This is a genomic window from Leeuwenhoekiella parthenopeia (assembly GCF_020782115.1).
In the GTDB taxonomy this organism is placed as follows: Bacteria; Bacteroidota; Bacteroidia; order Flavobacteriales; family Flavobacteriaceae; genus Leeuwenhoekiella; species Leeuwenhoekiella parthenopeia.
In genome coordinates this window covers 245,891-263,493 of record NZ_JAJGMW010000002.1, presented here as the reverse complement: position 1 = coordinate 263,493, position 17,603 = coordinate 245,891, and the positions used below count along the sequence as shown (strand labels likewise).

The 17,603-nt window shown below is 46.6% G+C and carries 13 protein-coding genes; 8 read left to right on the top strand and 5 right to left on the bottom strand.

The features are described from left to right. Positions 1-26 precede the first annotated feature (26 nt). From LLW17_RS02350 to LLW17_RS02335, 4 genes are all read right to left on the bottom strand, one after another. Positions 27-395, bottom strand: coding sequence for a hypothetical protein (locus LLW17_RS02350; protein WP_228228660.1), 369 nt, complete (start codon positions 393-395; stop codon positions 27-29). A 188-nt stretch (positions 396-583) separates the two neighbouring features. Continuing rightward, positions 584-1,906, bottom strand: a complete 1,323-nt coding sequence (locus tag LLW17_RS02345; protein ID WP_228228659.1) for a sigma-54-dependent transcriptional regulator — start codon at positions 1,904-1,906, stop codon at positions 584-586. Then, on the bottom strand, positions 1,893-2,987 hold the full coding sequence (locus LLW17_RS02340; RefSeq protein WP_228228658.1) for a sensor histidine kinase: 1,095 nt from the start codon (positions 2,985-2,987) through the stop codon (positions 1,893-1,895). Before LLW17_RS02340 ends, LLW17_RS02345 begins: the two co-directional genes overlap by 14 nt. A gap of 86 nt (positions 2,988-3,073) precedes the next feature. Next, the gene (locus LLW17_RS02335) at positions 3,074-3,700 is read right to left on the bottom strand and encodes a hypothetical protein (RefSeq protein WP_228228657.1); all 627 of its coding nucleotides are present in this window, start codon (positions 3,698-3,700) and stop codon (positions 3,074-3,076) included. A gap of 387 nt (positions 3,701-4,087) precedes the next feature. Between LLW17_RS02335 and nirB the strand changes: the two genes are divergently transcribed. From nirB to LLW17_RS02295, 8 genes are all read left to right on the top strand, one after another. After that, complete coding sequence (nirB, locus tag LLW17_RS02330; RefSeq protein ID WP_228228656.1) at positions 4,088-6,589, top strand: nitrite reductase large subunit NirB; 2,502 nt, start codon at positions 4,088-4,090, stop codon at positions 6,587-6,589. Positions 6,590-6,607: 18 nt separating this feature from the next. After that, the gene (nirD, locus tag LLW17_RS02325; RefSeq protein ID WP_228228655.1) at positions 6,608-6,988 is read left to right on the top strand and encodes a nitrite reductase small subunit NirD; all 381 of its coding nucleotides are present in this window, start codon (positions 6,608-6,610) and stop codon (positions 6,986-6,988) included. Between the two features lie 9 nt (positions 6,989-6,997). Then, on the top strand, positions 6,998-7,576 hold the full coding sequence (locus LLW17_RS02320) for a DUF4202 domain-containing protein (protein ID WP_228228654.1): 579 nt from the start codon (positions 6,998-7,000) through the stop codon (positions 7,574-7,576). Between the two features lie 9 nt (positions 7,577-7,585). Continuing rightward, the gene (locus tag LLW17_RS02315) at positions 7,586-9,376 is read left to right on the top strand and encodes a sensor histidine kinase (RefSeq protein ID WP_228228653.1); all 1,791 of its coding nucleotides are present in this window, start codon (positions 7,586-7,588) and stop codon (positions 9,374-9,376) included. Between the two features lie 9 nt (positions 9,377-9,385). Further along, positions 9,386-10,057: a response regulator gene (locus LLW17_RS02310; RefSeq protein ID WP_228228652.1), complete on the top strand. Its 672-nt coding sequence runs from the start codon at positions 9,386-9,388 to the stop codon at positions 10,055-10,057. 135 nt (positions 10,058-10,192) lie between these two features. Beyond that, the gene (locus LLW17_RS02305) at positions 10,193-11,623 is read left to right on the top strand and encodes an MFS transporter (protein ID WP_228228651.1); all 1,431 of its coding nucleotides are present in this window, start codon (positions 10,193-10,195) and stop codon (positions 11,621-11,623) included. Between the two features lie 192 nt (positions 11,624-11,815). Further along, positions 11,816-15,340 (top strand): nitrate reductase, encoded by a 3,525-nt coding sequence (locus LLW17_RS02300; RefSeq protein WP_228228650.1) that lies wholly within the window; start codon positions 11,816-11,818, stop codon positions 15,338-15,340. Then, positions 15,337-16,776, top strand: coding sequence for a rubredoxin (locus LLW17_RS02295; protein WP_228228649.1), 1,440 nt, complete (start codon positions 15,337-15,339; stop codon positions 16,774-16,776). The genes LLW17_RS02300 and LLW17_RS02295 overlap by 4 nt, the downstream gene beginning before the upstream one ends. Here the strand turns inward: LLW17_RS02295 and cobA are convergent. Continuing rightward, the gene (gene cobA / locus LLW17_RS02290; RefSeq protein ID WP_228228648.1) at positions 16,773-17,537 is read right to left on the bottom strand and encodes a uroporphyrinogen-III C-methyltransferase; all 765 of its coding nucleotides are present in this window, start codon (positions 17,535-17,537) and stop codon (positions 16,773-16,775) included. The genes LLW17_RS02295 and cobA overlap by 4 nt on opposite strands. Between the last annotated feature and the right edge of the window lie 66 nt (positions 17,538-17,603).

Below are 17,603 nucleotides of genomic sequence, written 5' to 3'. Positions count from 1 at the left end.
TAACCACTTTACGTCACCAATTTTCGTTAGGATTTTAAAAGCCTGACCTCACCTGCAGCAAGAGCATCTTCCAAATCGATACTCACCTCACACACCACATTAAAAAACTTCTTGCCATCTTTCAGTTTTACTTCAATCTGAGCAACGCATCCGTTTTCCATTTTTACTTCGGTTACCTCAACCTCTTTGTTGATTAGCGATTTATGATTGGCTATCCCCCCTCGCTTGATGATAAAATTACTTTTGGGGAAGTTGATGTGCGAGTAGGTAGCGTGTGAAGGGCTTGCGATCTTAATCACATCACCTGCTTTCAATTGCGGGGTTTCACACGTGTTTTGTGCCTGTACAGTTGTTAATCCCAGTGCCATTGCGGCAATTGCTATAAATGTTTTCATACGACTATTTTTTAAGGTTACTTACTAGATGTAATACCATCTAATGAGCAAGCCGTATGCCACTGCCTGGGCCATTTAGCCGAATAAAATTATAACTTATTGAATTTCAATTACTTATTTTCAAATAAGTTGAAAACGGAATGAGCAGCCGGTGCGTAAAAAAGATCCGGCCGGGTAAGAATTACCCGCTATTCCTTGAGCTTTTCGCGTAGTGTTTTTCGGGTAATCTGAAGAATTTCTGCAGCTCTGGTTTTGTTGTTTCCGGTAGCCCGAAGCACTTTTTTGATGTACTTACGCTCCATTTCTGCGAGAGAGCTAAGTACATCTTCCGGCATATCAATAGCATACTTTAAATGATCGGGAAGGTCTTTAACCTGTATGCTTTTATCACACATAATCACTGCGCGCTGTACCACATTCTCAAGCTCCCTGATGTTGCCCGGCCAGGAATAGCGTTTCAGTACCTCCAAAGCATCAGGTTCAATTTTCAGGTAACGGTCTTTGTATTCTAAACCGTATTTGAGCAAAAACTTATCTACCAGTAGCGGCAGGTCTGTCATGCGTTTGCGCAGGGGCGGAATATGGATCTCCACCACTCTCAGGCGGTAATATAAATCTTCTCTAAAGGTTTCTTTTCTGATCATCTCGGCCAGGTCATTATTTGTAGCTGCGATGACCCGTACATCAATTTTTTCGGGTTTGTGCGAACCCAGCGGAGTCACCTCCTTTTCCTGTAAAACCCTAAGCAAACGGGCCTGCACAGCCAATGACGCATTCCCGATTTCATCTAAAAAAATAGTCCCACCCTGTGCGGACTGGAATGCGCCTTTACGGTCTTTTTCTGCCCCGGTAAATGCTCCTTTTTTGTAGCCAAATAATTCAGCTTCCAGTAAAGTCTCGGGGATTCCGCCGCAATTCACAGGTACAAAGGGAGCCGCGGCAAACTTACCCTGATAATGTACGGCACGGGCAACCAGTTCTTTTCCGGTGCCGCTTTCGCCACTAATGTAGAGCGTAGCCTTATTGTCTTTAACCCGGTCAACCACCTCAAGAACCTCGTTCATTTCTTCGGAAGAACCAATGATTTCACCATACGCATCACGCTGCACCGGTTGAGTTGGTGTTTTAGGTTTTGCCCGGGAAGCCGAAAGTGCTTTAGTCACGGCCTCTTCGAGTTCGTCGCGTGTAAAAGGCTTGGTCAGATATTCGGCCACACCAGACTTAATAGCCTTGAGGGAATCCTGTACCGAAGGAAAGCCGGTCACTATGAGCTTGGGCAAATCGGGATAATGTTCAGAGACAAATTTGATGAGTTCAAAGCCGTCTATCTGCGGCATTTTTAAATCGGTGATCAACAAATCGACCTGCGAATCCCGTAGAATATTCACCGCTTCCTTAACCGAAACTGCGCGATAGGTATGGTAATTCCAGCGGTGCAGATGCCGCTGAAGCAGTTCTAAAATATGCAGATCATCGTCTACAATCAATATGTTTTCTTTATTTAATCGCATATTCGTCTTTGGGCAGGCGCACGGTAAAAAGCGCACCTTGATCTGGCCTGTTTTGAGCCGTTATACTTCCGTTATGGCTGGTTACAATCCCGTGCACCACACTTAAACCAAGACCCGAACCTTCACCCGTGGGCTTGGTGGTAAAAAAGGGCTGAAAAACTTTCTCCAGCGCTTCCGGGCTGAGCCCCGGTCCTTCATCGCTGATTTCAAAAACCACGTTTTCATCCTGCTGTGTAATCTTAATGCCTACGAGGCCCTTTTTAGGCGAAAAGTAAATCGCGTTAATCACCAAATTTATGATTATTTGAGTCAGCTGCACCGCATCTACTTTAAGCTTAATGGGATCCTGTTCTGTATAAAAATCATAACGTACCTGTTCTTTTTTAAACGCGGCATCCAGTAAATCGAGTGCATCCCGTACTACCGGGATAATGTTCACTTCCTTTTTTTCCTGCGGAATGGCGTGCGCAAAAAACATCAGTTTTTTAACCACTTCACGAGAAAACATAGCGTTTTTGATGATTTTATCTACGTCGGAAACAGCAGGATCGTGATCACTCAGGTTATCGCGTAACAATTCGGCGAAGCCCAGAATATTTGCAAGCGGCGTATTTAACTCGTGTGCAATACCGGCGGTGAGTTCGCCAATAATCGTAAGCCGGTCTGCGTGCTCCATCTGCTGCCGCAGCAGCAACTCGTTTTGTTTAATCGCCAAACGCTCGAGATAATCCCCTATTTTTAAAGCAATGTTGTCTATAAGCGGCTGCTCTTCCGGTAAAAAATCAAGTTCGGTTTTGTTGAGATATACACAGATGGAACCGGCCTCTTTTTTAAAAAGCTGAATGGCACTGCTGAGTTTTTTATCGGTTTTTACGCTTCCGGTCTTTACGGAGAACGTCCCCTGCTCAATGACCACTTCGGTATCTTCTGGATATTGAAATCCAATTTTAATACTTTGTGCGATACTGCTGTAGGTTTCCTCGTGATTGGTTTCGTCGGCATTAACCAGAATGGAAGAAACCTCATACAGGCAGGTCAATTCTTTTATACGTTCTTTCAAAGCTGCTTCTACGCTGTTCATAAGCCGATCTTAGAGATCGTCTAAGTTAAACATCCTGTTTGTGTAAGACCAAAACTTTAGCCTTAAAATACCCGCGTGCTACAATCCTAAGCAGCGCTTTGTTTCGCGAGCTTTTTCGATTTATAAAAAATAAGTACCTGCAGGGCGATCCCGATGACGATCAAAAAGAAAATCTCCAGATTCGCCAGCAGATTACTTACATCAAGCGATTTTTGAGACTCGCGGGTGAGGCGCCTGCTTTCGCGTACCTGAATTTCACTCAGCTCCAGCAAATTTTGCTGAAGGGCAGCGAGTTGGTCACTTTTTCGTTTCCGGAGTTCAACATTATTCTGTGTTGAAGGATTTCGATCCAGCCCTTCCAGAGTATTGAAATCGTTTTTAAACTGTTTAAGCAGATTGTATTCGGCCGGTGTAAGCTTGGTCGCTTCAAATTTGGAGAGAATCTGAGAAACGCTCTCTGTTTGTTCAGAACCTGAATTCGTGGTTTGCGGCACAGTATCGTAGAGCTTGAGTTGCCTGGTATGCAATTCCCGCGAAATTGAAAAAATGTAATCCTGCACCAGCACCCGGTCTTCAAACACCTCATTCATATTGGTCTGAGCGGTTTTAAAATGATACTGATCAATGCGATTTGTAGCCAAAACGAGCAGGAAAACCACAGCCAGTGCCAGAATGGTATTGATACGACGGGCGGTATTTAAAGACTTAGCCATTACTTAGAGATTTGAGTTACTCATTAGTTAGCAACTATTCCTCCAAAAGAACGCAGGAACTTGAAATTCATAATAAAATACTGATTATCAAAACTTTAAAAAATGCTTATTCCTATACCGAATAATCAACCGGGTAATTGCTATGCGTATCGGGTAAATTTTACCCGGAAAATACAGCTGCTATTTTTAACCCTTAGAAGCTTTGTGCTTATAACTGAAGGTTTTCAAATTAAGTAGATAAGGCCCTCAAGCGGTATACTTCCACCAAAAACTCAATTACAGACCGATTTCTTATCAATTCTGTAAAACCTGCCCGTAATTTTTTAGAAATCAATACGTACTAAAATAAGTATTTATACTTATATTTGAACTTTAAATACGTAGCTCATGAAAAAAGTCATCGTTATTGGTAATGGAATGGTAGGGTATAAGTTTTGCGAAAAACTAGCTGCACATCCTGATTTTGAGGCCTTTCAGGTCGTTGTTTTTGGAGAAGAGCCGCGTCCTGCTTACGACCGGGTTCACCTTAGTGAATATTTTAGTGATAAAACCGCAGACCAGCTCCTCCTCGCCGGCAGGGATTGGTATGCTTCTAAAGGAATTGCACTTCACACCTCAGAACTGGTTACCGCCATTGATCTGGAGGCTAAAACGGTAACGACTCACAAGCAGGCCGTATATGAATACGACAACCTCATCCTGGCCACAGGCTCAGCGCCATTTGTTCCACCCATAAAAGGAGCAGATAAAAAGGGCGTGTTTGTCTACCGTACCATTGAAGATCTCGATGCGATGAAGGCTTACGCTGCCAAACTTAAGTCGGGTGCTAAGGCTGCTGTTCTTGGGGGCGGACTTTTAGGTCTTGAGGCGGCAAACGCCGCTAAAGAACTGGGGCTTGAGGCCCATGTGATTGAGTTTGCACCACGCCTGATGCCACGCCAACTGGACGATGCCGCAAGCGCGATGCTTCAGGCTAAAATAGAAAGTCTGGGTATAGGCATTCACCTCAGCAAAGCCACCCAGCAAATTGCCGGGGACGAAGCTATAGCACGTATGGAATTTGCAGACGACACCCATCTGGATGTTGATATGCTGATTATTTCTGCGGGGATTCGACCACGGGATGAACTGGCACGCGCCTGCGGCATTCAGGTAGGTGCACGGGGTGGCATTGTGGTTAATGAAAAAATGAAAACCTCAGACCCCCACGTATTTGCAATAGGCGAGGTAGCTCTGTACAATGACGGTATTTACGGGCTGGTTGCTCCCGGTTACGAAATGGCCGATGTTGCGGTGCACCAGCTTACAGACGGCAGCAAAAGTATGGCGGCCTCCATTGATATGTCTACCCAACTCAAACTCATAGGCACCGAAGTGGCGAGCTTTGGTGATCCCTTTATTGAAAATGAAGAAGTAGCAGCTATCACCTACGTTAACAAACGCAGCGGCATTTACAAACGCATCAATGTTGCCCGCGATGGTTCGCGTTTGTACGGTGGTATCTTAGTTGGCGACTCTTCCGATTACAACAGCCTGTTTCAGATTTACTATAATGCGATGAAGCTGCCCCAGAATCCCGAAGATCTTATTTTGGGTTCCCGCGGTGGAGACAGCAATATTCTGGGAAGTGTACTCGATTTGCCCGATACTGCTCAAATTTGTTCCTGCGAAAGCGTTTCAAAAGGAAGTATATGCAAGAGTATTGAAGAAGGTACCTGCTCTGATCTTAAAGACGTGATCAAATGCACCAAAGCCACCACCGGCTGCGGCGGCTGCAAGCCTATGGTAGTTGACCTCGTCAACGAGACCCTAAAGTCTTTGGGCAAAGAAGTAAAAGATACCGTTTGCGAGCATTTTAAATACAACCGCCAGGAACTTTATGATCTGGTCAAAATCAAACAGATCAAGACCTTCGAAGAAGCCCTTGCCCGTCTGGGCAGCGGCTGCGGTTGCGAAATCTGCAAACCCGTAATGGCGTCGATTTTCTCGAGTGTTTATATGGATACCGCAAACAAACAACCGGTGATTCAGGATTCTAACGACCGTTTTTTGGCCAATATACAGCGTAACGGGACCTACTCGGTAGTTCCGCGTGTTGCCGGTGGCGAGATCAGCCCCGAGAAACTCATCGTTTTGGGCGAAGTAGCCAAAAAATACAACCTGTACACCAAAATCACGGGCGGTCAGCGTATTGACCTCTTTGGAGCGCGCCTTCACGAGCTTCCGCTAATCTGGAAAGAACTTATAGAAGCCGGCTTTGAAAGCGGTCACGCCTACGGAAAATCGCTGCGTACGGTTAAAAGTTGTGTAGGCTCAACCTGGTGCCGTTACGGTATGCACGAGTCGGTCTCCTTTGCTATCGAGATTGAAAACCGCTATCGCGGCCTACGCTCTCCGCATAAACTGAAAGGCGGCGTAAGCGGCTGTATTCGCGAGTGCGCCGAAGCCCGGGGCAAGGATTTTGGACTCATCGCGGTAGATGGTGGATGGAATCTTTACGTATGCGGTAATGGCGGGGCAACTCCCAAACACGCCATTTTACTGGCCGAGCAACTGGATGACGCAACCTGCATTAAATATCTTGATCGTTTCCTGATGTTTTACATACGCACAGCAGGTCCTTTAGTGCGTACAGCACCCTGGCTTGAAAAACTTGATGGAGGTATCGAGTACCTGAAACAGGTAGTTATTGAAGACAGTCTGGGTATCGCCGAAGAACTCGAAACCGAAATGCAGGGACTTGTAAACAAGTACGAATGCGAGTGGAAACAGGCTATTGAAGATCCTAAACTGGCCTCCCGATTTAAACATTTTGTAAACTCAGACGACGTAGACGACACCCTAGAATTTGTGTCGCTGCGGGATCAAAAAATGCCACGCCCCTGGTAATAATCTCAAGCTTTTAACATGGAAGAATTACTAAATAACTATACCAGCGTTTTTCCTGACACCGCCACGAGCTGGGTCAAGGTAGGTCATACTTCAGATTTCCCCGAAAATGGAGGAGCCTGCGTAAAACATGGAAAACTTCAAATCGCGGTTTTCAATTTCAGCCTGACTTCAAAATGGTATGCCTGTCAGAATTTGTGTCCGCACAAACTCGAGATGGTCTTATCCCGGGGGATGACCGGTGATGCAGACGGCATTCCCAAAGTGGCCTGCCCCCTTCACAAAAAAACCTTTTCACTCGAGGACGGTTCTAACCTTAATGGCGAAAGCTATCAAATTGCAACCTATCCCGTAAAAATTCAGGATAATATGGTGTATATTGGTTTTAGTGATAAATAAACCAGGCCCATGACAGTATTGGAGCAGGCATTTGCCGCCATAGACGCTAAAAACGCAGAAGACCCTAACTACGAACTCGTTGACGGAGAGCAGGTCCCCAAAGAACTGCTCTACTCGCGGCGTATGAGCGCACGTTTGCAGGATTTTGACCCCGAGGCTCCTGAAACCTTGCAAATCGCAGCCCGCGCCCAGCATATTTGCCGCTGGCAGATACCCCGGGACTCTTATCCTATGAATCGTACCGGATATCTTAAATGGCGCGAAGACCTCAAAAAGATGCACGCTTCTATCACCACCGCTATTCTTGAAAACCTTGGCTTTACTGAAGAATTCCGGGATCGCGTGGCCTTTTTGATCCGCAAGAAACTGCTCAAAAAAGACGAGGATTCTCAAAAACTTGAAGACGTAATCTGTCTGGTTTTTCTGGACTATTATTTTGAAGATTTTGCCAAAGGACATCCGGAAGAGAAAGTAATTGATATCCTTCAGAAAACCTGGGCCAAAATGTCTGAAGCAGGCCACAAAGCTGCGCTTTCCCTCGACCTGAGCCCAAAGACCCGCGAACTCGTAACCAAGGCCCTGACTTAAAAATCAAAAATGGCCACGTTAGACCAAAAAACTTTTTCCAAACTCCGGAAGCTTTACATCATCGCACTAAGCCTTATTGCGCTATCGGTAGTGGCAAGCCAGGTTTTGGTTCGTAAATTTTTAAACGATCAAACGGCAGACTCTACCGTCATCAACATCGCAGGGCGCCAGCGTATGCTGAGTCAAAAGATTACTAAAGAAGCCCTGCTCCTCACCCGCCCCGGTAACAGCGCGAAGATTCAGGCCCTGCAAGACAGTCTGAGCGCCACCCGCACGCTTTGGCACAACAGCCATCTCGCACTGCAAAACGGCAGTGACAGCCTGCATATTCCGGCAGTCAATACAGCCCGCATCAACCAGCTTTTTGATCAGATCAATCCCTATTTTGAGTCGGTGTACGCAGCTTCGGCACAATTGCTTTCCGCAGAAAATACTACAGATGTAACCAGTCTCGGCGCTTTAAACACCATTTTGGCCAATGAAGCCCCGTTTTTAAGGCTGATGGACCGTATTGTAAATCAGTACCAGTATGAGGCCGATGCCAAGATTGAGCGGTTGCGCACCCTTGAGGTCCTGCTAATGGGACTTACCCTGCTCCTGCTTTTGGCTGAATTCATTTTTATTTTTTGGCCTACGGCGAAAGCGGTACGCACCGGGATGTTTGATCTTATTACCGCAGAGCGAAAGGCTCAAAAAATGGCCCGTGACGCCGACGCTTTAGCCGAATCTAAAGAAAAATTACTTTGGGAATACCAGGCACTAAGCCAGGCGATGGACCGTACCCTGTTTTTTGTACGCACAGACCTCAACGGAAACATTCTGCACGCGGGCGACCCGTTTATCAAACTCTTTAAACCCAAAAATCTCGAAACTCAATCCAGACTTTCTGATGTTATCTCTACCCACGAGCCCGAAAAGCAGCGTCTGGAGCAACTTTTAAACGAACACAAACGCACCGGCTGGCAGGGAGAGATCAGCGCCACCCCAAAAGAAGGGAACCGTCGTTATTTTGAAATGTCATTGCTTCCGTTTTTAAAACATAAAGAAAATCATCAGTTACTCATAATTTTTATAGACATCACCAAGCGTAAAGAGGCACATGATGAGATTGAACGGCTTACCAAATCCCACTTTGAAGAGCGCATCAGCCAGCAGAAAAACGTTTCGCGCCAAATCATCGAGAACCAGGAGCGTGAGCAAAACCGCATTGCGCGTGATCTGCACGACGGCATTGGCCAGATGCTTACGGGGCTTAAATTTACCCTCGAAAGCATAGACCTTAAAGACCCTGAAAAGGCACAGGCCAAAATCACCCATCTTAAAAACCTTTCGCTGGATATTATTAAAGGCATACGCACCGCCACCTTTAACCTTACTCCGCCTGAGCTTACAGACCATGGGCTTATTCCCGCTTTGGCAAAACTCACAAAAGAACTCAGCAACCTCACCGGCAAGCACATCCAATTGCACAACAAGACCGATTTTAACCTGCGGCTAGACAGTCTGGTGGAGATTAACACCTACCGCATTACCCAGGAAGCAATCAACAACGCCTTAAAATACGCAGGCTCTAAAATTATTATGGTAAGCGTTAGGCACAGCAAAAGCATGCTCAGCATTAACATAGACGACGACGGCAAAGGTTTTGACCCTTCCGGAATTGACCTTGAGAACCGCGAAGGTGGCGGAATGGGTATGACCTTTATGCACGAGCGTATGAACTACATTAACGGAAGACTTTTCGTAAATTCGGAGCCGGGAAAGGGAACACGCATTGTGCTCAACATCCCCATAGATTAAACGCTCAATATGGAAACCGAGAAGCTCAAAGTCGTACTTGCAGACGACCACGTCCTGGTACGCGACGGCATTAAAGCACTGCTTGAAGACCAGCAGGATATTCTGGTAATTGATGAAGCTTCAGACGGCAGGGAAGCCCTTGAAGTCGTGCGCAAGCAAAAACCCGATTTACTCATTGTCGACATCCGAATGCCCGGGCTTAATGGTATTGAAGTCGTACAGCAACTGCGCGATGAGGGACTTGATCTCAAAACCCTGGTGCTTTCTATGCATGACAGTGAGGAGTATGTGCTACAGTCTATACAGGCAGGTGCAGACGGGTATTTGCTTAAAGGTTCGAGCAAGGAAGAATTTTTAAAAGCCCTGCACACCTTACAACAGGGGGATAAGTATTTTGCCGGGGAGCTGTCTTCTATCATCATCAACAATTTTGTGACCGGCAAGGCCCCAGCTCCGGTTCAAAAACCCAAAGCCTCTATTGTTGATGCCTACAGCCTTACCAAACGCGAGCGCCAGATCCTGGGACTGGTACTTGAAGGCAAAAGCAACAAGGAAATTGGCGAAGACCTCAACATCAGTAAGCGTACGGCAGAAGTTCACCGCTTTAATTTGATGAAAAAGCTTGAGGTTAAGAATCTTATGGAGCTGGCAAACAAGGCTTCTGAATTCAATTTGATGTAAATCTCTAACTATTTCAATCTGCATTTTCAGAAATCAATAATAAAACGGATTGAAATTTTAATATTCGTATTTCTTCAAGACTACGTATTATAATTAAGTATTACTACTTATTTTTGTAAGTATAAACACTTAATTATGACACGTACATTCACTTCCGCAAAGGCAACCCGCCTTAATTTGAAAGATTTTACCAGCGTTCCTATGCGAACGTTTTGGATTACTTCGGTGGCATTCTTTTTATGCTTCTTCGCATGGTTTGGTATTGTTCCTTTTATGCCCGATGTCGTACGGGATCTGGGGCTTTCTCCCAATCAAAAATGGAATTCTGTGATTCTGGCCGTTGCAGGTACTGTATTTGCCCGTTTGCTAATAGGTAAACTTTGCGACAAATACGGCCCTAGATTGTGCTATACCTGGTTGCTCCTGCTGGGTGCAATACCCGTTATCCTGTGCGGACTGGTACAAACTCCGCTTCAGTTTTTAATCTGCCGGTTATTTATAGGCTTTATCGGCGCCAGCTTTGTAATCACACAGGTACATACCTCGCTTATGTTTGCCTCTAACATCGTAGGAACCGCCAACGCCACTTCGGCAGGCTGGGGTAATCTGGGTGGTGGTGCAAACCGTCTGGGGATGCCGCTTATTGCAGCTGCCGTGATCGGTATGGGTGTTGCTGAAGCAGACGCCTGGAGGTACTCGCTTATCATCGCAGGAATTATCTGCTTCCTGATGGGCATTGTCTATTACTTCTTTACTCAGGATACGCCCGAAGGTAATTTTAGCGAACTGCGCGCAGCCGGTAAAAAAGTAAAAGCCGGTAAAAAAGACGAAGTAGGCTTTATGGAAGCTTTAAAAGATTACCGCGTGTGGATTCTCTTTGTGGTTTATGCCGCCTGTTTTGGTATCGAATTAACCGTTTACGGCACTATGGATGACTACCTTCAAAACACCTTCAGTCTTGATCGTATCACCGCCGGTAATATCGTGCTTTCTTTTGCCCTGATGAATATTTTTGCCCGTACGCTGGGAGGCTATTTTGGAGATAAATTTGGTAAGCTGAAGGGATTGCGCGGCCGGGTGCTCTTTTTGGTTGCTATTCTTGCCCTGGAGGGAGTTATGCTGGTTACCTTTTCGGCCATCACAAGTTTAATTGTGGGTATTGTCTTTTTGGTAGCCTTTAGTCTTTCGGTACAAATGGCTGAAGGAGCAACCTTCTCGGTAGTACCGTTTATCAACAAAAAAGCTATAGGTTCTATTTCAGGTATTGTTGGTGCCGGGGGTAACGTAGGTGCATTTCTCGCCGCCCTGCTCTTAAAATCGAAAGCCGCCGTGGCTGAGCAGGCAGCCATAAATGCCAATGCCGGTGCAGCTGAAGAAGTGGTAAAACTGGCTCAGGCAGAAGCAGCAGCAACAGCCGTATCAAGCGGTTACTTTCTCATTGGTATTTTAGTATTTCTAGCGGGAGTCTTAGCACTTGCCATACGCTTTTCAACCGCTGACGAAAAATCTGCAGCCGAAGATCTCAGCTACGATTTACCCGAGCAGTTAGTGCCATCAAATGCATAAAATTAACCTGCTTAAAATCCGTTTTCTGCATTTTTTCTGAATCAGATTCCATTTTTCGTAAATCACAATCTGCTGCTTTGATTATCTGGAAAAAACAATAAACTTAGAGTTGGCCGGGGGCTTCAGCAGGCAAAGCGAAAAGCTGCTGCTGAAGCCTTCAGGCTCTATAAATATCCTGTAAGTACACAAACCATGCCCGAAAAAGTCTTAAAATCTACCTGTTCGTATTGCGGCGTGGGCTGCGGTCTGCTCATCACCAAAGACGCCAAAAACCGCATTCAGGTAGACGGTGATCCCGATCATCCTGTAAACCGCGGGATGCTTTGCTCTAAAGGCCGCAACCTGCATTATGTGGTAAATGATACTTCAGACCGGTTGCTGTACCCACAAATGCGCTGGAGCCGCTCACACCCGCTGGAGCGCGTAGACTGGGACACCGCTCTGGACCGTGCCGCCCAGGTTTTTAAAAGCATTATCGAAAAGCACGGACCCGATAGTGTGGGCTTCTACGTTTCGGGACAGTGTCTTACCGAAGAATATTACATCGCAAACAAATTAGTCAAGGGATTTCTGGGCACAAACAATATTGACACCAACTCCAGGTTGTGTATGAGCAGCGCGGTTGTGGGCTATAAAAAAACCTTCGGGGAAGATTCTGTACCTATTTCGTATGCAGATATTGAACTGGCCGATTGCTTTTTAATAACCGGTGCTAACCCGGCTTATTGCCATCCTATTCTCTACCGCAGGCTTGAGCAGCACAAAGAGAAAAACCCCGATGTGCGGGTTATCGCAGTAGACCCGCGGCTTACCGATACCGCTGCAGCCGCAGATTTGCACCTGCAGCTCATACCGGGAACAGACATCATTTTATACAATGCGATAGGCAGGCGCCTGCTTCAGCTGGGGCTGATTGACAAAGACTTTATAAACAACCATACCGAAGGCTTTAATCAATACAAAGAGCAGGTAAACAAGTTGTCGCTTCGGGAAGCTTCAAAACTTTGTGGCGTTCCTATGGCAGACATTAAAAAAGCCGCAGACTGGATTGGAATCTCCAAAGGATTTATCAGTATGTGGGCGATGGGCCTTAACCAAAGCGTAGTAGGAACCAATAAAAATTTCGCTTTGCTTAACCTCTCCCTCATCACCGGACAGGTAGGAAAACCCGGTTGCGGACCTTTTTCACTTACCGGGCAACCCAATGCCATGGGTGGCCGTGAAGTGGGCGGAATGGCCAATCTGCTGGCGGTACACAAAGACCTTACGAACCCGGAGCACCGGAGTGAGGTCGCACAATTTTGGGGAGTAGAGTCTATCTCACCCAAACCGGGCTACACCGCTACTCAAATGTTTGAAGAGCTCGAAACAGGAAAACTCAAAGCTATTTGGATCATCTGCACCAATCCTGCAGTAAGCCTGCCCGATGTAAACCGGGTAGAGAAAGCCCTGAAAAATGCCCGCTTTGTAGTCGTTCAGGATATCTCTAACCGTTCTGATACGTTGGCCTATGCAGACCTGGTGCTTCCGGCGGCAGGCTGGCTCGAAAAAGAAGGCACCATGACCAATTCTGAACGGCGCATCACCTATTTACCCAAAGCAGTCAATGCGCCGGGAGAAGCCCGTCCTGATGTAGAAATTATATGTGATTTCGCCCAAAAAATGGGCTTCAGAGGTTTTAATTTTTACAATACCGAAGAGATTTATCAGGAATACTGCACCATGACCCGTGGTACCAGTATCGACATTTCGTATCTTAATTACGACCGGCTTAAAACCGAAGGAAGCTTTCAATGGCCGGTAAATGAATACCGCCATCCCGGGACTCCGCGCCTTTTTGAAGACCGCAAGTTTTACACGCCCTCACAGAAGGCCGTTTTTAATATTCCGGCAACGGTAACGAACCGTTCGATAAAACCCAGCGCGGCTTTTCCGTTTATACTTACCACGGGCAGGGTGCGCGATCAATGGCATACGATGACCAAAACGGGCAAGGTTTCCCGCTTACGTACCCATTATCCCAAACCCGTGCTTGAAATTCATCCCGCTGATGCTTTCGCCCTCAACATACGCGAAGGCAATCTCTGCGAAGTAAGCAGCGAGAACGGTAACGTACGGGTGACCGCCCGGCTTACCGACAGCATACGCAAGGGAGTTGTATTTTTACCGATGCATTGGGGTAAAAAACTCAACTCCAGTCTCAACCGCACCAACAACCTGACTCAGAATATGGTTGACCCGCAGAGCAAGGAACCCGATTTTAAGTTTACGGCGGTGAAGGTTGCCCGATACCAAAAGAAACCGGAGAAAATTGTGGTGGTAGGCTCGGGAGCCGCTGCGTTTCGGTTTGTACAGAATTACCGCGACCTGAATAAAGACGATCAAATAAGCGTTTTTTCGAAGGAAGAGCATCCGTTTTACAACCGTGTTTTACTGCCCGAATACATCACCGAAGCACTCAGTTGGGAACAACTCCTCAAGGCCAAAAGTCATCAGCTCAAAGCCCTGAACATTAAAATCCATTCCGGAAACCCGGTCGTACAGATTGACCGGGAATCCCGAACCCTAAAAGACAGCCGCGGCATTTACCACACCTACGACAAACTTATCCTGGCTACCGGAAGCCGTGCTTTTGTTCCGCCTGACGCACGCCTGGATCTGGAGGGTCGCTTTACGATGCGCGATAAGGAAGATGCCGACCGTTTTAAGGATTACCTGGCGAAAACAGGCATTCCGCCGGAGCAGCAGCGTGTGGTCCTTGTAGGCGGCGGCCTCCTTGGGCTCGAACTGGCAGCCTCATTAAGACATAAACAGGTAAATATTACCATCGTGCAACGCTCCTCCTACCTGATGGAACGCCAGCTTGACACCGTTGCCAGTCGCTTGCTGGCTCTTGATGTGCAGCGGCGCGGTATATCGGTCTATTTTGACAACGAGGTAAGCACCGTTTTTCCGGGCGACGAACCCAAAACCCTCGAGGTGACCCTAAAGAGCGGTAAGCTGATCGAAGCGCACGCCATTGTCTATGCCATTGGCACCCAGCCCAACATTGAGATTGCCCGCAAAGCCGGTCTTGTTATGGGACGGGGCGTAAAGGTCAATGAATTTTTGCAAACCTCAGATCCTTCGGTTTTTGCACTGGGGGAAATAGCCGAGTTTCGCAATCAGACTTTTGGGATCACCGCTGCTGCCGAAGAGCAGGCAGCAATCCTGGCCAATTACTTATCCGGTGATATCAGCACTTCCTATGAAGGTTCGGTGCCTATGAACATCCTTAAATTTGAAGATCTTGATCTCTGCAGCATTGGCACTATCAGCATCCCTAAAAACGACCCCGATTATGAGGAGGTAATTTTTATGGATGTGGCCCGCAATTATTACAAAAAGTGCATCATCAAAGATGATTTGCTGGTGGGCGCTGTGCTTATGGGCGATAAGAAAGAATTTGCCGAATTTAAAAACCTGATTGACAGCAAAATTGAACTTGCCGAAAAACGCGATCAATTGCTGCGCGGCAGTGCCAAACAAGCTCCGGTCCTGGGGCGCCTGGTGTGCTCGTGCAGTCAGGTGGGAGCAGGCAATATCGCCGATGCCATCGCAGGCGGCTGTACCGATTTTACGGCACTTTGCAACAAAACCGGCGCCGGCCTGGGCTGCGGAAGCTGCAAAACAGAAGTTCGCGAACTCTTAACCGAATCAACCCAATCTGTGTCATGAAAAACTATTCCAGAGTCATCGTAAAAGGCGGGGTGCTTGCCCCGGGTGAATTAAAGAGCATTCTTGAAGTGGCTGAGCGCAACGGCTTATCTACAATTGCCTTTGGCTCCCGGCAGGACATTTTGTTTCTGAGCGAAGATCAAAAAAAAGATTTCAAAACCGAAAATCTGGAAGTCGTACCCGCACACAGCGAAGGTGTTGAAAACATTGTGTCTTCGTATGTCTCAAGCGGAATTTTTGGCAGCACAGCATGGCTTACCGCAGACCGGTATTTGTATATTCTGGAGCAGTTTCAGGACAGCCCAAAACTTAAGATCAATATCACCGATCCCCGGCAAAGGCTCGTTCCGCTGTTTACGGGGCATCTTAACTTTATCGCTTCAGAACACGAAGATTACTGGTACCTGTACCTAAGGTTACCGCATTGGGAAGAACAGCAACTCTACCCGGTTTTGATTTACAGCTGGGATCTGGCCCGCATTGCTCTAACTATAGAAAAACTGCTGCGCGAAGAACCCGGTAACGCCACCATGGTATTTGATCTGGTGATCGATTCGATAAGCCTAAACAGCAGAACCATCTCTCAGGCACTGCAGGTAGACTTTCAGCCTTTTCCCTATTACGAGGGAATGAACCGATTGGCTTCGGGCAATTACTGGCTGGGTTTGTACTGGAGAAATAACCGCTACGATATCGCTTTTTTAAAAGCCCTTTGCGATTTATGTACCGAATCTCAAATAGGTAAAATCTCGCTTACTCCCTTTAAATCCTTTATTGTAAAAGGAATTCCTGCAGAGGATAAGCTGAAATGGGAAAAATTTCTGGGTCTTTTCGGTATAAATGTACGCCACAGTATGCTTGAGCTTAACTGGCATGTGCCTGTGGCCAATGATAAAGCCCTTCGGCTGAAGGAATTTTTGGTCAACGAATTCAACAAAAACGACATCAGCACCTACGGATTGACCTTTGGCATAACCGAATACCTAAGTAGTAAATACTACTTTACCTCGATTGTTATTGAAGTTAATAAAGCTGAAAACATCCCGGCAGACTTTGCCTACCGCGACACCTTTAACATCACCTATGCGCGGGATTTTGACCCCAATACCCGCGAATACGTCGTTTACGTTCAGGATGTGGATCAGGCAGAATTGCCCGGTTTGCTTATGGAACTAAGCCGGCTTTACTTTGAAAATCTGGGCAACACCACACGTACCGAAAAACCTGAAATTACAGATGAAAAGCCCAAAACTGAAGTCGAGGTTTACCAGTGCAATGCGTGTATGACGCTTTACGATGTACGCTATGGAGATGCGTTGCAAAATATAAAGCCCGGCGTAGCATTTGAGTCGTTGCCCGAAGATTACCGGTGTTCGCTATGTGAAGGGCCAAAGGATGATTTTGTAAAAATCACCCAGCTGACCGAAGCGCTCTAAACCTGCACGCTCAACTCCTGCTCCTGAAGCAGGTTTTGAAGTTTAGCCCGGTGAGCTACCACATGCCCCAAAACAATGATTGCAGGATTACCCAGCTTTAGATTTTGATAAACTTCGGCTATGGTTTGTACAGTTCCTATTCCCACCCGTTCGTCTTTTCGCGTTCCGTTTTGAATGATGGCAACCGGCAGATCATGCTTGCCTTCCGCTTTAAAAACCGCAACAATCTCATCGAGTTTGGCTGTGCCCATAAGCACAATTACCGTGGCATTGCTTTTTGCGGCCAATTTGATATCGTCTGAAAGGCTGTGGTCCCGGGTGGTTCCGGTAATTACCCAGAAGCTTTCGGCCTGCCCGCGTTGCGTAAGCGGAATATTCTGCAGTGCCGGTACCGCCATACTTGAAGATATGCCCGGTATAACTTCGACCTCTAACTTGTGTTGTAAAGCAAACTCCTGCTCCTCAGAGCCTCTTCCAAATACAAAAGGATCACCTCCTTTTAAGCGCACCACCAGCCCTTTGGCATAAGCGCGTTGCACAATAAGCTCGTGTATCTGATCCTGAGCATAGGCATAACAGCCCTTGCGTTTACCCACAAAAATGAGTTCGGCTTCGGGTTTTGCATAGTCTAAAAGCTCCGGATTTACCAGGGCATCGTAGAGGATCACTTCGGCTTCTTTGAGCGCCTTAACGGCTTTTAAGGTAATGAGTTCGGGATCACCGGGACCGGCACCAATTAATACAAGTTTGGGAATCTTCATGACGATACTACTTAAAAGTTATATTGTAAATATATAAAAAACTACGTATTAATACGTTTATATACG